This window comes from Microbacterium sp. Root180, assembly GCF_001428485.1.
Taxonomy (GTDB): domain Bacteria; phylum Actinomycetota; class Actinomycetes; order Actinomycetales; family Microbacteriaceae; genus Microbacterium.
Map to the genome: position 1 here is coordinate 250894 of NZ_LMHS01000001.1, position 16001 is coordinate 266894.

The 16001-nt window shown below is 69.7% G+C and carries 13 protein-coding genes and 1 pseudogene; 10 read left to right on the forward strand and 4 right to left on the reverse strand.

From position 1 onward, the window contains the following. Positions 1-58 precede the first annotated feature (58 nt). The 3 genes from ASD93_RS01175 to ASD93_RS01185 all read right to left on the reverse strand — a co-directional run bounded on the left by ASD93_RS01175 (position 59) and on the right by ASD93_RS01185 (position 3380). Positions 59-934 carry an ABC transporter ATP-binding protein gene (locus ASD93_RS01175; protein ID WP_235566871.1) on the reverse strand — a complete coding sequence of 292 codons (876 nt, stop codon included), beginning with the start codon at positions 932-934 and terminating at the stop codon, positions 59-61. A gap of 160 nt (positions 935-1094) precedes the next feature. Beyond that, the gene (locus ASD93_RS01180; protein ID WP_056117780.1) at positions 1095-2072 is read right to left on the reverse strand and encodes a branched-chain amino acid ABC transporter permease; all 978 of its coding nucleotides are present in this window, start codon (positions 2070-2072) and stop codon (positions 1095-1097) included. 3 nt (positions 2073-2075) lie between these two features. Next, entirely contained in the window at positions 2076-3380 is a 1305-nt protein-coding gene (locus ASD93_RS01185) for a branched-chain amino acid ABC transporter permease (protein ID WP_056117782.1), read from the reverse strand. Positions 3381-3741: 361 nt separating this feature from the next. On the opposite strand from ASD93_RS01185, the gene guaB reads away from it, so the two are divergent. Both guaB and ASD93_RS01195 read left to right on the forward strand, forming a co-directional pair. Beyond that, positions 3742-5244 carry an IMP dehydrogenase gene (gene guaB / locus ASD93_RS01190; protein ID WP_056117784.1) on the forward strand — a complete coding sequence of 501 codons (1503 nt, stop codon included), beginning with the start codon at positions 3742-3744 and terminating at the stop codon, positions 5242-5244. 34 nt (positions 5245-5278) lie between these two features. Continuing rightward, entirely contained in the window at positions 5279-5902 is a 624-nt protein-coding gene (locus ASD93_RS01195) for a TMEM175 family protein (RefSeq protein ID WP_056117786.1), read from the forward strand. Positions 5903-5962: 60 nt separating this feature from the next. On the opposite strand, the gene ASD93_RS01200 is transcribed toward ASD93_RS01195, so the two are convergent. Beyond that, on the reverse strand, positions 5963-7432 hold the full coding sequence (locus ASD93_RS01200) for a DHA2 family efflux MFS transporter permease subunit (protein ID WP_056117788.1): 1470 nt from the start codon (positions 7430-7432) through the stop codon (positions 5963-5965). Between the two features lie 95 nt (positions 7433-7527). Here ASD93_RS01200 and ASD93_RS01205 point away from each other — a divergent pair, with 95 nt between their 5' ends. The 8 genes and pseudogenes from ASD93_RS01205 to ASD93_RS01240 all read left to right on the forward strand — a co-directional run bounded on the left by ASD93_RS01205 (position 7528) and on the right by ASD93_RS01240 (position 15938). After that, entirely contained in the window at positions 7528-8196 is a 669-nt protein-coding gene (locus ASD93_RS01205) for a TetR/AcrR family transcriptional regulator (protein ID WP_157536831.1), read from the forward strand. 47 nt (positions 8197-8243) lie between these two features. Next, the gene (locus ASD93_RS01210; RefSeq protein ID WP_056117792.1) at positions 8244-8528 is read left to right on the forward strand and encodes a DUF2277 domain-containing protein; all 285 of its coding nucleotides are present in this window, start codon (positions 8244-8246) and stop codon (positions 8526-8528) included. 67 nt (positions 8529-8595) lie between these two features. After that, positions 8596-10285, forward strand: a pseudogene (locus ASD93_RS01215) (ABC-F family ATP-binding cassette domain-containing protein). A gap of 80 nt (positions 10286-10365) precedes the next feature. Next, positions 10366-11484: a GuaB3 family IMP dehydrogenase-related protein gene (locus ASD93_RS01220; RefSeq protein WP_056119027.1), complete on the forward strand. Its 1119-nt coding sequence runs from the start codon at positions 10366-10368 to the stop codon at positions 11482-11484. 107 nt (positions 11485-11591) lie between these two features. Then, complete coding sequence (locus tag ASD93_RS01225; protein WP_082569151.1) at positions 11592-12401, forward strand: SURF1 family protein; 810 nt, start codon at positions 11592-11594, stop codon at positions 12399-12401. A 9-nt stretch (positions 12402-12410) separates the two neighbouring features. After that, positions 12411-12956: a DUF3817 domain-containing protein gene (locus ASD93_RS01230; RefSeq protein ID WP_056117796.1), complete on the forward strand. Its 546-nt coding sequence runs from the start codon at positions 12411-12413 to the stop codon at positions 12954-12956. Beyond that, positions 12953-14536, forward strand: coding sequence for a glutamine-hydrolyzing GMP synthase (gene guaA / locus ASD93_RS01235; protein ID WP_056117798.1), 1584 nt, complete (start codon positions 12953-12955; stop codon positions 14534-14536). The genes ASD93_RS01230 and guaA overlap by 4 nt, the downstream gene beginning before the upstream one ends. 7 nt (positions 14537-14543) lie before the next feature. Next, complete coding sequence (locus tag ASD93_RS01240) at positions 14544-15938, forward strand: glycosyltransferase (protein WP_056117800.1); 1395 nt, start codon at positions 14544-14546, stop codon at positions 15936-15938. Positions 15939-16001: the final 63 nt, after the last annotated feature.

Below are 16001 nucleotides of genomic sequence, written 5' to 3' on the forward strand. Positions count from 1 at the left end.
GCGCTGCCCGACGGCGCACCCGCGTCCGCCGGAACGGCCGCGGCGTTCGAAGCGTCGGTCACTTGTTCTCCTCCTCGGCCTCGGCGATCGCAGCCTCTTCGGCCTCTTTGATCTCCTCCAGCAGTTCGACGGCGGCGGTGTCGAGCTCGCCCGCCACGCGGCCGGTCACCACGCCGAGGTCGACGTCCTGGTGACTGCCGAGATAGGCGTCGATCACGGCCTTGTCCTGCATCACCGTCTCGGGCGGACCCTCTGCGACGACGCGACCCTCGGCCATCACGACCACCCAGTCAGCGATGTGGCGGACCATGTGCATGTCGTGCTCGACGAAGAGCACGGTCATCCCGAGGTCCTTCAGATCGAGGATGTGGTCGAGGAGCGACTCGGTGAGAGCCGGGTTCACACCGGCCATGGGCTCGTCGAGCATGACGAGGGTCGGGTCGCTCATGAGGGCACGGGCCATCTCGAGCAGCTTGCGCTGCCCACCCGAGAGCGAGGCGGCGTAGTCGTCGGCCTTCGCGTCGAGCTTGAACCGCGCGAGCAGGTCCATGGCCTTGTCTTCGTTCGCGTCGTCCTGCTTGCGCCACACGGCCGGGATGATGCTCGACCAGAGGCGCTCGCCCTTCTGCTGCGTCGCGCCCAGCTTCATGTTCTCGAGAACCGTGAGGAGCGAGAGCGCCTTGGTGAGCTGGAACGTGCGGACCTGGCCCATGCGGGCGACCTTGAACGACGGGATCCCCGACAGGTTCTTCCCGTCGAACGACCACGTGCCCGAGTTGGGCTTGTCGAAGCCGCACAGCAGGTTGAACAGCGTCGTCTTCCCCGCGCCGTTCGGGCCGATGAGGGCCGTGATCGCGCCGCGGGGAATCTCGAGGTGCTCCACATCGACGGCCGTGAGGCCGCCGAAACGCCGCGTGATGTTGTCGATCACCATGATCGGGTCGTTCTTGGCGACGCCGGGTACGGAATCACCCTTCGCGAGCCCGGTCGTCTTGGGGCGTCGGATGCTGCCGGTCGCGGTCGTGACCGCGCCGGTGGGCGTCGAGCCGGCTGCCGGCGGCGTTGCGCCGCCGGCCCCGGGCTCGGGAGTGCTGTTACTTGACAAAGGTCAGCTCCCTCTTGTTGCCGAAGATGCCCTGCGGGCGGAAGATCACGATCAGCATGAGCGCGACACCCACGAGGATGAAGCGGAGCGTGCCCGCCTGCACGGACGAGATGGGCAGGACGCCCGAGTTCGCCAGCGCCGGGAGGACGTTTCCGAGGAAGCCCATGATCACCCAGAAGATCACCGAGCCGACGACGGGACCGAACACGGTCGCCGCACCGCCGAGCAGCAGGATCGTCCAGATGAAGAACGTGAGCGAGGTCGTATAGGTGGCGGGCACCACGGCCGACGGGAGCGCGAAGACCACGCCGCCCAGCGCACCGAAGACGCCACCGATGATCAGCGCCTGCATCTTGTAGGCGAAGACGTTCTTGCCGAGCGAGCGCACGGCGTCCTCGTCCTCGCGGATGCCCTTGAGCACGCGACCCCACGGGCTGCGCATGAGCGCCCACACGAGGTAGACCGCGATCGCCAGCAGGATGATGCCGAACACGCGCACCCACAGCTGGTCGGCCGTCCACGTCCACGGGCCGAAGCCGTACGTCCCCTCCGGGAATGGATTGGCTGCCCGGAATCCCGCGTGGTATCCGCCCAGACCGTCCGCCGAGTTCGTCCACTCGTCGAACAGCTGCGTCGTCAGCGCCAGGCGGATGATCTCGGCCGCCGCGATGGTGACGATGGCGAGATAGTCGGCGCGCAGACGCAGTGTCGGGATACCGAGGATGATCGCGAAGACCACAGAGGCGAGGCATCCGACGATGATGCCCACCCACCACGGCCACCCGAAGGTGAGGATCGAGATCGCGTAGCCGTAGGCGCCGAGCGCCATGAAGCCCGCCATACCGAAGTTGAGCAGGCCCGCGTAGCCGAAGTGCACCGCGAGACCGGTCGCCGCAAGGGCGTACGCGATCGTCTCGGGACTGAACAGCCAGTAAGCCGTGTTGTTGAGAATCTGTCCCCAATCCATGGCCTAGCCCAGCCTCTCTTTGCGACCCAGCAGGCCTTGTGGCCTCACCAGGAGGATGATGATGAGCACCGCGAGCGCGCCGACGTACTTCATGTCCGGCGGGATGCCCAGCAGGGTCGAGAGCTCGACCAGGATTCCGACGATCAGCGAGCCGATGAGCGCGCCGAACGCCGTGCCGAGGCCACCGAGGGTGACCGCGGCGAAGATCAGCAGCAGCACCTGCACGCCCATGTCCCATTTCACGCCGGGGCGGAAGTAGGCCCACAGCACGCCGGCCACGGCGGCGAGCGACGCCGAGAGGATCCACACGATGCGGATCACGCGGTCGACGTTGATGCCGGATGCCGCGGCCAGGCCGGGGTTGTCGGAGATGGCTCGGGTCGCCTTGCCGATGCGAGTGCGCAGGAGCCAGTAGGCGACGGCGAGCAGCAGCACGATCGAGATCCCCATCGACACGAGGTCGATCCACGAGACCGCGATCGGTCCGATGACGATGTCGCGAGATGCTCCGGCGCCGGGCAGCTGGTACGTGGCCCCGCCGATGAAGAACTGGTACGTGTACCGGATCGCCAGCGACAGGCCGATGCTCACGATCATGAGCTGGACCAGACCGAGCCCTCTTCGGCGCAGGGGTTTCCACAGTCCGGCGTCGAGCGACCACCCGAACGCCGCGCCGAACAGGATGACGATCGGGATCACGATCCACATCGGCAGTGCGAAGTTCACGCTGAAGATCAGCGCGACGATGGCGCCGAAGGTCAGCATCTCCGCATGCGCGAAGTTGGTGAGGCCCGTCGTGCCGAAGATCAGCGAGACGCCGACCGCGGCGAGCGCCAGCAGCAGACCGAAGTTGATGCCGTTGATGAGGCGTTCGGCGAACTGGTCCCAGAACGACGTCGTCACGCGCTCGCCCTCGCCGAGGAAGAGATTGACGATCTTGGTGCCGGTCGCGCCGAAGGCGACATCGAAGGAAGCGGTCGTCCCCTGCTTGGGCTGGATGCCCTCGGGCAGCTGCGCGGGGTCGACGATGACTCCGTCGGGCAGCGTGGACTCGTCCACGATGAGGACGTACTCCTCCTTCTCGGGCACGTACAGACGCCACTTGCCGTCGGCACCCGTCACCGTCTCGGCGTCGAAGCCGTTGCCCTCGACCATGATGACGACGTCCGGAACAGGCTCGCCCTCGTTCTGGATGACGCCACCGAAGTAGAAGTCGGTCTGTTCTTGATCACCCCCGGGGGTGTCCGGTGCGGTCGCAGCCGCGTGTGCACCGGTCGGCGAAGCCATCAGCACCATCGCTGCAGCCATCAGCACTCCGACGAGGACGACCGCCCATCGGGCGTATCTCCTCGCGATCACAGTCGTAGGACCCACAGAACCTCCAGTCGGCGGCACCACGCGCACCGATAGCAGTCGGGTCGCATCGGCCGTGATGAACGACGGTACGACTGTAATGTGTCCGCGGTGTTTCGACTACTTATCCACATGCGCCTCTATCGAATCGCAATGTGAGGAGACGTTCCGATGCAGGCCGACGTGTCCGCTCCACGGCGGGCTGCAGGCGGGAACAAACCGGGCCGCGCGGCGCTTAGAATCGAGTACGGAGCGTCCCCACGCACCGGCCGTCGTCGTCCACCCCGAGAAACGCGCCGCGAGCGCAGGAGAACCCATGGAGCACAACGACCCTTTCGGTTTCGTCGGACTGACGTACGACGACGTGCTGCTGCTGCCGGGGCACACGGATGTGATCCCGAGTGAGGCGGACACCTCCTCGCGCGTGACGCGCCGCATCACGGTCGCGACTCCGCTCATCTCCAGCGCCATGGACACCGTCACCGAGTCGCGCATGGCGATCGCGGTCGCACGCGAGGGCGGGCTGGGCATCATCCACCGCAATCTGTCCATCGAGGACCAGGCGTCCATGGTCGACCGCGTCAAGCGCAGCGAGTCGGGCATGATCACCGACCCGATCACGACGACGCCCGATGCGACCATCGAAGAGGTCGACGACCTCTGCGCGACGTACCGCATCTCGGGACTGCCCGTCATCGACGACGACGGTCGCCTCGTCGGCATCGTCACGAACCGCGACATGCGATTCGTGTCGGGCTTCGAGCGCCAGAGCACGAAGGTGCGCGACGTGATGACCAGCGAAGGACTCGTCACCGGCCGTGTGGGCGTCAGCGCCGGCGAGGTCATCTCGCTGTTCGCGCACCACCGGGTCGAGAAGCTTCCCCTCATCGATGCCGAGGGCAAGCTCGCCGGACTCATCACGATCAAGGACTTCGACAAGAGCGAGAAGTACCCGCTCGCCACGAAGGACGAGCAGGGCCGTCTGCGCGTCGGCGCCGCGATCGGCTTCTTCGGAGACGCGTGGCAGCGCGCCGAGGCGCTTCGCGACGCCGGTGTGGACGTGCTCGTGGTCGACACCGCCAACGGGCAGTCGGCCGGGGTGATCGACATCGTGCGCCGCATCAAGGCCGACGCGACGTTCGACCACATCGACGTGATCGGCGGCAACGTCGCCACGCGCGAGGGCGCCCAGGCTCTCATCGATGCCGGCGTCGACGCCGTCAAGGTGGGCGTCGGCCCGGGCTCCATCTGCACCACACGCGTCGTCGCGGGGGTGGGCGTTCCCCAGGTCACCGCCGTCTACGAGGCGTACCTCGCGGCACGCGAGGCCGGAGTCCCGGTGATCGCCGACGGCGGCCTGCAGTACTCGGGCGACATCGCGAAGGCGCTCGTCGCCGGTGCCGACACCGTCATGCTCGGCTCGCTCCTCGCCGGCACCGACGAGTCTCCGGGCGAGATCGTCTTCCAGGGCGGCAAGCAGTTCAAGCAGTACCGCGGGATGGGCTCGCTCGGCGCGCTCCAGACCCGCGGGAAGAAGACGTCCTACTCGAAGGACCGCTACTTCCAGGCGGACGTGCCCAGCGACGACAAGCTCATCCCCGAGGGCATCGAGGGGCAGGTCGCCTACCGCGGTCCCGTGTCAGCGGTGGCCTACCAGCTCGTCGGCGGCCTGCGGCAGTCGATGTTCTACGTCGGCGCCCGCACGATCGAGGAGCTCAAGGCCAAGGGCAAGTTCGTGCGCATCACGGCGGCAGGGCTGAAGGAGTCCCACCCCCACGACGTGCAGATCGTGGTCGAGGCGCCGAACTACAAGCGCTGATCCGGGAGCGGATGCCGGTCGTTACTCTGTGCTCATGATCCGGCAGCGCACGCACCCGGCCGCGACCCTGCGCACGACGCGCCTCGAGGCGTTCACCGACGGCGTCTTCGCGATCGCGGCGACCCTGCTCGTCCTCGACCTGACCACCCACGACTTGGGTTCTGTGTCGACCGACGTCCAGATGTGGTCCGCACTCGGCGACATGGGGTATCTCTTCGTCAACTTCGCGCTGAGCTTCGTCTTGCTGTGCCTGCTGTGGATGGTGCACGTGCAGCAGTTCGAGCACGTCGCCCGTGTCGACTCGACGATGGTCTGGCTCAACAACGGCCGTCTGCTGTTCGTCGTCCTCGTGCCGTTCGCCACCAACCTCACGACCGAGTATTCGGAGTTCGTGGCCGCGCGGCTGGCGATGCCGGTCACCTTCTTCCTCGCCATCCTGTTCAGCTGGCTGCAGTGGCAATGGGCGGTGCGCAAGCGCGACGTCATGCTGCCCGATCTGACAGCCGCCGATGCCGCGGCCTACGGTCGCTCATCGCTCAGCGCGCTGATCATCGCCGCGACCGTGGTGGTGCTCGCGCCGTGGATCGGCTCCGCCGCGTTCCTGCTGTTCCTGCTGGACGGCGTGCTCACCCGCGTGCTCCACGGCCGGGGCGACTGACCGGGGGGCACGCGCGAAGGCGGCGGTCGCGGATGCCGCGCCGCCGCCCCTCACGTCGGTTCAGCCGATCGGCTGCAGCTCGGCCTCGGGTTCGGCGGCGGCGGCGACCGCGGCATCCGTCTGCGTCTCCGACCGCCCCGCCGGAAGCAGCAGCGCCACGAACGTCGCCGCCAGCAGCACGGCTGCGCCGGTGAAGACCGCCGGTCGTGCCGCGTCCACGTAGAGGTCGGCGGTGAGCGCTCCGCCGGCTCCGACGAAGATCGCCGTCATGACGGCCGTGCCCAGGGCGACGCCCAGTTCGCGAACGGTCGAGTTCACGCCGGACGCCTTCGCGTGGTCGATGAGTCCGAGGGTCGCCAGCAGCGCCGTCGCCGATGGGGCGAACACGAGGGCCATGCCGATCCCCGCCATCAGGAAGGGTGCGATCAGGCTCGGGTACGGCGTGTCGGGTGTCATGATCGCGGCGATCCAGCCGAGCGCGACGGCCTGCAGTGCGAGTCCTGTGACCATGAGCGCGCGCGTGCCGACCCGCGGCGCGATCATGCCGGCGATCGGCGCCACGAACATCGGCGCGAGGGTCCAGGGGGTCGTCTGCAGCGCGGCCTCGAAGGGCGTCGAGCCCTGAACGACCTGCAGGTACTGGATGAGGATGAACACCGAGCCGAACGTGCCGAAGCTGAACGCGAAGCCGATCACGTTCGTGACAGAGAACGAGCGGTCGCGGAACAGCCGCAGCGGCACGAGCGGCGCGGCCGTGCGGGCCTGCCAGAGCACGAACGCGACCACGAACAGCGCGCCGACGATCAGCTCGGCGATCACGCCGGCCGAGCCCCAGCCGTCGTCGTTGCCGCGCACGATCGCGTGCACGAGCGCCAGCACGCCGGCGGCCGCCAGGATCGCCCCGGGGACGTCGATGCGGGCGCGCGCGCCGAAGTCGTTGCGCAGCACGATCAGCGCGAGGGGGATGGCGATGATCGCGACGGGGACGTTGATCCAGAAGATGGCCTGCCAGTCCCAGCCCTCCATGATCGCGCCGCCGACGAGCGGACCGACCGCGACGCCGAGCCCGGAGATGCCGCCCCAGATGCCGATCGCCAGCGGACGCCGGGCGGGCGATACCGCGCCGCTGAGGAGCGCCAGCGACAGCGGCATCACGCCGGCGGCGCCGAGGCCCTGGAAGGCGCGCGCGGCGATGAGCTGCTCGGGGTCGGAGCTGAGCGCGGCGAGCACCGATCCGATGCCGAACACGGCGATGCCGATCACGAAGACGGTACGACGGCCGAAGCGGTCGCCGAGAGCCGACGCGATGAGGATCGCACCGGCGAACGCGAGCGTGTAGGCGTTCACGAACCACTGCAGCTCTTCGACCGAGGCGCCCATCTGCGCGTGCAGCACCGGCAGAGCGTTGGTCATGACGAGGTTGTCGAGCGTGGCCATGAACATCGGGAGCGATGCCGCGGCCACGATGAGGGCGAAGGGCCGGGACCTGCGGCCGGTCTTCGCCGGCGAGGAAGAGGTGTCGGTGGTCATCGGAGTCTCCGGTAGTAATTGGATGATTACTTGCGAGAGTTAACGTAGTAATCGAATGATTACAAAGTCAAGTCATTCGCTGATAACCTGTGGAGATGACTTCAGCGAGCGTGGACGACAAGGCGGCGGTCGCCCAGACACACGCGGGAAAGCGGCTGTCCTCCGTCGAGCGACGCCGCCAGATCCTCGTCGCCGCGCTCGCCGTCTTCGGCGCGCGGGGGTACGAAGGAGCCACGACCGACGAGGTCGCGCGCGCCGCGGGCGTCAGCCAGCCCTATGTGGTGCGGCTCTTCGGCTCGAAGGAGAACCTGTTCCTCGCGGCGATCGAGGACGCCCTCGCCCGTATGCTCGCGGGCTTCCGCGCGGCCCTCGCCGACACCGGCGCCGCACGCGAGCCCGGCATCACGGAGGAGAAGGCCGCCGCCCAGCGGATCGGCCAGGCATATGTCGACCTTCTGGCGGTGCGCGGTCTGCACCAGACGCTCGCGCACGCCTACCTGCTCGGCAGCCATCCCGTGATCGGGGCGGCCGCGCGCAAGGGCTTCGCGAACGTGTGGCGCTTCTTCCGCGACGAGATGGGCCTCGATGCGGATGAGGCTCGCGCATTCATGGCCGAGGGGATGCTGATCAGCACGATGATCGGGCTGCGCATCGTCGACGACTACGGATCGGACCCGCAGATCACCGAACTCTTCCGGTCATGCTTCCCCACCGAGCTGCCCCACATCCTCGAGGTTCTCCCGCGCGGCGCCGACCGCTGGTGAGTCCGCGGACGTTCCGTGCAGACCGTCCCCGGCGTAGGGTCGGGGGCATGTGCCGGAACATCCACACACTCCACAACTTCGAGCCCGCCGCATCCTCCGACGAGGTCCACGCCGCGGCGCTCCAGTACGTGCGCAAGATCGCGGGCACGACGAAGCCGTCCAAGGCCAACCAGGAAGCCTTCGACCGCGCGGTGCACGAGATCTCCCACATCACGCAGCACCTGCTCGACGATCTCGTCGCCGTGGCGCCGCCGAAGAACCGCGAGACCGAGGCGGCCAAGGCGCGCGAGCGCGCGATCAAGTCCGGCCGCTACGCCGCGCCGGCCGCCTGAGCCGCTGAGGTAGTCTGGTCGGCTCCCCTCCGGCGCCGGTGCCGCGCGGAGCAGACAGGGAAAGACCGTGGGCTACATCGACATCGCCGCCGTCTCGTACGCGCTGCCGGACGGCCGGCCACTGCTGGACGAGGTGTCGTTCCGCGTCGGTGAGGGGTCGACCACCGCCCTCATCGGCCAGAACGGCGCCGGCAAGACGACGCTGCTGCGGATCGTGCGCGGCGAGATCGCGCCGCACTCGGGAGTCGTGTCGATCGACGGCGGGCTCGGAGTCATGGACCAGTTCGTCGGCCACGGCGTCGCCGGGCAGACCGTGCACGACCTTCTCATCGCGGTCGCCCCCGACCGCGTCCGCCGCGCCGCGCGGGAGCTCGAGGACTCCGAGGCCGCGATCATCGAACGCGACGACCTCGAGACGCAGATGAGGTACGCCGGAGCGCTCGCCGACTACGCCGAGGCCGGCGGGTACGAGTACGAGACCGTGTGGGACACCTGCACGACCGCCGCGCTCGGCATCCCGTTCCCGCGTGCCCGGTTCCGCGAGCTGACGACGCTGTCGGGGGGGAGAGCAGAAGCGGCTCGCGCTCGAGGCGCTGCTGCGCGGGCCCGACCAGGTCCTGCTGCTCGACGAACCCGACAACTACCTCGACGTGCCCGGCAAGCGCTGGCTCGAGGAGCGGCTGCGCGAGACCCCGAAGACCGTGCTGCTCGTGTCGCACGATCGTGAGCTGCTCGCCCGCGCGGCGGATCGCATCGTGACGCTCGAGGCGGGCGGCGCGGGCAGCACGGCCTGGGTGCACGGCGGCGGGTTCCGCTCCTACCATCGGGCACGCGATGAGCGGATGCTGCGCCTCGACGAGCTGCGCCGGCGGTGGGACGAGCAGCACGCGAAGTTGAAGGCGCTCGTCGCGACGCTCAAGGTCAAGGCCACCGCGAATGACTCCTTCACGTCGAGGTACCGGGCCGCCCAGACCCGGCTGCGCAAGTTCGAGGAGGCCGGGCCGCCGCAGGAGCGTCCGCCCGAGCAGGACCTCGCGCTGAGGCTGAGGGGCGCCCGCACGGGCAAGCGCGCGGTCGTCGCCGAGCGGCTCGAGCTCACGGGGCTCATGCAGCCGTTCGACCTGGAGGTGTGGTTCGGCGACCGCGTCGCGGTGCTCGGATCCAACGGATCGGGCAAGTCGCACTTCCTGAGGCTCCTCGCGCGCGGCGGCACCGACCCCGACGCCCGGCTCGGCCACGTCACGACGACGGGTGCCGGGCTCGACCCGGTGGCCCACGCGGGCCGCGCGATCCTGGGCGCCCGCGTCGTGCCGGGGTGGTTCGCGCAGACCCATCGGCATCCCGAGTTCGCCGGGCGGACGCTGCTGGACATCCTGCACCGCGGCGAGGATGCCCGCGCCGGGCTGCCTAGGGATGCCGCGAGCTCGGCCCTCGACCGCTACGGCCTCGTCTCCCAGGCGGAGCAGGCGTTCGACAGTCTGTCGGGCGGCCAGCAGGCGCGGTTCCAGATCCTGCTCCTCGAGCTCTCCGGCGCGACGCTGCTGCTGCTGGACGAGCCGACCGACAACCTGGACCTCGTCTCGGCCGAGGCGCTGCAGGACGCCCTGGCGAGGTTCGAGGGCACCGTCCTCGCCGTGACCCACGATCGCTGGCTCGCCAAGAGCTTCGACCGATTCGTGGTCTTCGGCGGCGACGGGCGGGTGTACGAGGCCGACGCGCCGGTCTGGGATGAGGCGCGCGTCGCGCGCGAGCGCTGACGGATGCCTCGGCCCGAGGTATCCGTCAGCTCGTGTCTCGGGCGCCCATCGGCCCGGCGGGTAGGCTGGGGGGCGTGAGCATGGAGATCGAACTCGGCCGCGCCAAGCGCGCACGCCGCGCGTACACGTTCGACGACATCGCGGTCGTGCCCTCGCGGCGCACCCGCAACCCGGAGGACGTCTCGACCACGTGGACGATCGACGCGTTCAGCTTCGACATCCCGGTGCTCGGCGCCCCCATGGACTCCGTCGTCAGTCCGCAGACGGCGATCATGCTCGGACAGCTCGGCGGCCTCGGCGTGCTCGACCTCGAGGGCCTGTGGACGCGCTATGACGACCCGGCGCCGTTGCTCGCCGAGATCGCCGGCCTCGAGAAGGCCGCCGCGACCCGCCGCATGCAGGAGCTCTACACCGAGCCGATCAAGCCCGAGCTCGTCCGCGACCGCCTGGCCGAGATCCGCGCCGCGGGCGTCACGGTCGCCGGCGCGCTCACTCCGCAGCGCACGCAGGAGCTCTACGAGACCGTCGTCGCGGCGGGGGTCGACCTGTTCGTGATCCGTGGCACCACCGTGTCGGCCGAGCATGTCTCGTCCGTCGACCAGCCGCTGAACCTCAAGAAGTTCATCTACGACCTCGACGTGCCTGTCATCGTCGGCGGTGCCGCGACCTACACCGCCGCCCTCCACCTCATGCGCACCGGTGCGGCCGGCGTTCTCGTCGGCTTCGGCGGGGGAGCGGCATCCACCACTCGCGCCACCCTCGGACTCCACGCGCCCATGGCCACCGCCGTGGCCGACGTCGCCGGTGCGCGTCGCGACTACCTCGACGAATCGGGCGGCCGCTACGTGCACGTCATCGCCGACGGCGGCGTGGGCACCTCGGGTGACATCGTCAAGGCGCTCGCGATGGGCGCCGACGCCGTCATGCTCGGTGTCGCACTGGCGCGGGCGACGGATGCTCCGGGTCGGGGCTTCCACTGGGGTCCCGAAGCCCACCACCCCAAGCTGCCGCGCGGCCGCCGCGTGAGGGTCGACCAGGTCGCCTCGCTCGAGGAGATCCTGTACGGCCCCGCGCCCGTCGCGGACGGCACGGCGAACCTCATCGGCGCCCTGCGCAAGTCGATGGCCACGACCGGGTACTCCGACCTCAAGGAGTTCCAGCGGGTCGAGGTCGTGGTCGCGCCCTACAGCGCGGGATGACCGAGTCCGATCCTCAGCCGGCACCGGAGGCGCCTTCGCCTGCGGACGCCGAGTCCCCCGCGGCCGCCGACGTGCCCGCGGTCTTCCCGCCGACGCTGCGCGAGGTGATGCTTCGCCCGCAGTGGATCGGGATGCTGCTGCTCTGCCTGCTGGTCGCCGGGGTCTTCGCGTGGCTCGGGCAGTGGCAGCTGAGCCGCGCCGTCGACACCGACCCGCTGCCGCCGGGAGCGACCGAGGAGCTGCGCCCTCTCGCGGATGTCGCGGCGCCGGGGGAGCTCATCCCGGAACCGGTCGTGGGGCAGCGGGTCACCGTGGAGGGCTTCTGGATGCCCGGCGACTTCCTCGTCGTCTCGTCGCGATTCAACGACGACGTCGAGGGGTACTGGGTCACCGGGCAGCTGCGGATCGCCGGAACCGACGAGCCCACGTCGGTGGCCGTCGCGCTCGGATGGGCGCCGACTCTCGACGAGGCGCAGGCTGCCGCGGAAGAGTTCGATGGCGGGGCAGCGGCCGCGGTCCGGACGCCGGTCACCGTGACCGGCAGGCTCATCTCCGACGAAGGGCCCGTGCCGCCTCCGCGCCGCGCAGATCCGCAGACGCTGACGCGGATGTCGCCGGCGGCACTGCTCGGCCAGTGGGACGACGTCGAGGGGCTCAACGTCTACCGGCCCTACGTCGCGTCTGCGGAGGCCCCCTCTCCGCTCGTCGACATCTCCTCGCCCGCGCCCGACGAGGGATCGGCGATCAACTGGCTGAACATCTTCTACGCGGCCGAGTGGGCGATCTTCGCCGGCTTCGCCTTCTACCTCTGGTACCGGCTGGCCCGTGACGCCTGGGAGAAGGAGGTCGAGGATCTCCTCGACGAGGCCGCGGACGAGGCATCCGCTCCGGAAAACACGCCGGAATCCCGCGGCTAGACTGGATCCATGCCCCGCGCCCCGAAGCTCGCCTCCTTCCCGGCCATCCGCGGAGCCCTGAAGTTCTACCAGGTCTGCGCGATCATCACCGGCATCGGGCTGCTGCTGCTCGTGGCAGAGATGATCCTGAAGTACACGCCGATCCACGTCGAGCTGTTCCTCGGCGGATCCGGGGGCTTCCTGTGGTTCGCGCCCGTCATCGCCGGGCCCGGCTGCGAGTGGTGGTCGCTGTTCGCGCCGATGACCAACGACTGCGAGATGATCTCGACGGGTGACGGGTTCAACCTGTCGCTGTTCATCCTCGTGGCGCACGGCTGGTTCTACGTCGTCTACCTCTTCTCGTGCTTCCGCGTGTGGAGCCTGATGCGCTGGCCGTTCGGCCGGTTCATCGTCCTGGCGCTCGGCGGCATCGTGCCGCTGCTGTCGTTCTTCATGGAGGCCAAGGTCGGTCGCGAGGTCACCTCGTACCTGAAGACGCGCGAGGATGCCGAGCTGCACTCGCAGGCCGGCCACTCGACCCTCACCCACGCGATCCCCACGGAGAACAAGCGTTGACCGAGCAGACCGAAACCTCCCAGCGTCCCGTCCTCGTCGTCGATTTCGGCGCGCAGTACGCGCAGCTGATCGCGCGTCGCGTGCGCGAGGCGGGCGTGTACAGCGAGATCGTGCCCCACACCGCTTCGGCGGCCGACATCGCGGCCAAGAATCCGGTGGGCATCATCCTGTCCGGCGGGCCGTCGTCGGTGTACGAGGAGGGCGCGCCGGCACTCGACACCGGCGTCTTCGACCTCGGGATCCCGACGCTCGGCATCTGCTACGGCTTCCAGGTCATGGCCCAGGCGCTCGGTGGCGAGGTGGCCAACACCGGCTTGCGCGAATACGGAGCGACGGATGCCGCGGTCACAGGCGACGGCGGGGTTCTGCTCGGCGGCCAGCCGGCCGATCAGAACGTGTGGATGAGCCACGGCGACCAGGTCTCGCGCGCCCCCGAGGGCTTCGATGTGCTCGCGTCGACGTCGGCGACGAAGGTCGCGGCGTTCGGCAGCGACGAGAAGCGGTTCTACGGGGTGCAGTGGCATCCCGAGGTGAAGCACTCCGACCACGGCCAGCAGGTCATCGAGAACTTCCTGCACAAGGCGGCGGGGCTCCCGGCCGACTGGAACAGCGGCAACGTCATCGCCGAGCAGGTGGAGCGCATCCGCGAGCAGGTGGGCACCGGCCGCGTGATCTGCGGGCTGTCGGGCGGCGTCGATTCGGCCGTCGCCGCGGCGATCGTGCACGAGGCGGTCGGCGACCAGCTCGTCTGCATCTTCGTCGACCACGGTCTGCTGCGAAAGGACGAACGGGAGCAGGTCGAACAGGACTACGTCGCCTCGACCGGTGTGCGCCTGGTCACCATCGACGCGCGCGAGCAGTTCCTGAACGCGCTGGCGGGAGTGAGTGATCCCGAGCAGAAGCGCAAGATCATCGGCCGCGAATTCATCCGCTCGTTCGAGGCCGCCGAGAAGGCGCTCGTGGCAGAGGCAGCCGCCGACGGAGAGCCGATCCGCTTCCTCGTGCAGGGCACGCTCTATCCGGACGTCGTCGAGTCCGGCGGCGGCACGGGCACGGCGAACATCAAGTCGCACCACAACGTCGGCGGTCTCCCCGAAGACCTGCAGTTCGAGCTCGTCGAGCCGCTGCGCACCCTCTTCAAGGACGAGGTCCGCGCGATCGGCCGCGAGCTCGGCCTTCCGGAGGTGATCGTGGGCCGCCAGCCGTTTCCGGGCCCCGGTCTCGGCATCCGGATCGTGGGCGAAGTCACCGCTGACCGCCTCGAGATTCTGCGTGACGCCGACGCGATCGCCCGCGAGGAGCTGACGCGCGCCGGGCTCGACGGCGAGATCTGGCAGTGCCCGGTGGTGCTGCTGGCTGACGTGCGCTCCGTCGGCGTGCAGGGCGACGGCCGCACCTACGGCCACCCGATCGTGCTGCGCCCGGTGTCGTCCGAAGACGCGATGACCGCCGACTGGACCCGCCTGCCCTACGACGTGCTCGCCCGCATCTCGAATCGCATCACGAACGAGGTGCGCGAGGTGAACCGCGTCGTGCTCGATGTGACCTCGAAGCCGCCGGGCACCATCGAGTGGGAGTGAGCCGGGTGTGACGACGTTTCCGGATGCCTCGTACCTGATCCTGTCGAGCAGGCTGATCCCCGACCACGACGGCGGGTACGCGATGGCCATCCTGTCGCGGGCGCGCCAGATGGCGGCGGCGGGTGTCGACGGCGGACGCGGCCCGCTCATCCTCACGTTCGACCCCGGGACGCCGGCCGACCATGCGCGCCACCGCCGCGCCTTCGACGAGCGAGAGCTGATCGTCGGCCCCGACCGCATGCGGAATCTCTTCGACGAGGCATCCGCTCCCTCCGGCGGCGCGGCCGCGTGGCTGCTCGAGGCCGCGGAGACCGGCGGGCCCGACCCGGCGCTCGAGTACCGGCGCGTCGACGACGCCGAAGGGCGTCCGATCGTGGGGCTGCCGGTGATCCACGGCGACCCCGACTGGCACATCACCTCCGCACCCGTCGCCGTGTACGGGCGGGACGGCGCCGTCGCGGGAGTCGTCGCCGGGTTCGGCGCCCTGTACCGTGCGTGGCTCGCCGACGTCGTGGCGCAGCTGCGCGCAGCATCCGGCGACACGCCCGTCGTCGTGATCTGCGAATCCCGGCAGCTCGGCGAGCTCATCGCCGGGTGGAGCGATCCCGGGGTGCGGCTGATCCACTCCATCCACACGATCCACCTCGAGCCGCCGCACACGCCCGACGCGCCGCTCAACCCGCTCTGGACCCGCTGGTTCACGCTCGCCGAGCGATTCGATGCCGTGCTCTGGCTGAGCGAGGCGCAGCGATCCGACGTCATCCAGCGCTTCGGCGAGGAGGGCGTGCACCTCGTGATCCCGGCCGGCGTGCCCGCGGCCTCCACCGTCGTCCCCGGGTCCGAGCGCGTGCCGGGCCGCGTCGTCATGCTCAACCGGCTCGCACCGGGCAAGCGCGTGGACCACGCGATCCGCGCGTTCCGCGGCGTGCTCGAGGCCGTCCCGCACGCGACGCTCGACATCTACGGCGGCGGCGCCGAGCACGACGCGCTGCAGGCGCTCATCGAGGAGCTCGGGCTGACCGCTCACGTCGTGCTGCGCGGGATCACCGGAGAGCCCGAGCGCGTGCTGGATGCGGCATCCGCCTTCCTCACGACCTCGGCGTTCGAGGGTCAGGCGCTCGCGATCGTCGAGGCGATGGTGCGCGGGACCCCCGTCGTCGCGTACGACGTGCCCTACGGTCCACGCGACCATCTCGCGAACGGCGGCGGGGTGCTCGTGCCCGACGGCGACGAGACCGCCCTCGCCGCCGCGATCGTGCGGGTGATCGCCGACCCCGAGGAGCACGCTCGCCTGTCGCGCGAGGCCGCGCAGATGGCACGGCGGGTCGATCCCGACCGAGTCACGGAGGCCCTCGCCCAGGCCGTGGCCGACGTGCTCGCCGCCCCGTCGCGCCGGGTCTGACCCCCTCGATCCGCCGAGGGCGGAGCCGCCCACGGCGGAATCGGATGCCGCGCCCCGCCGCCG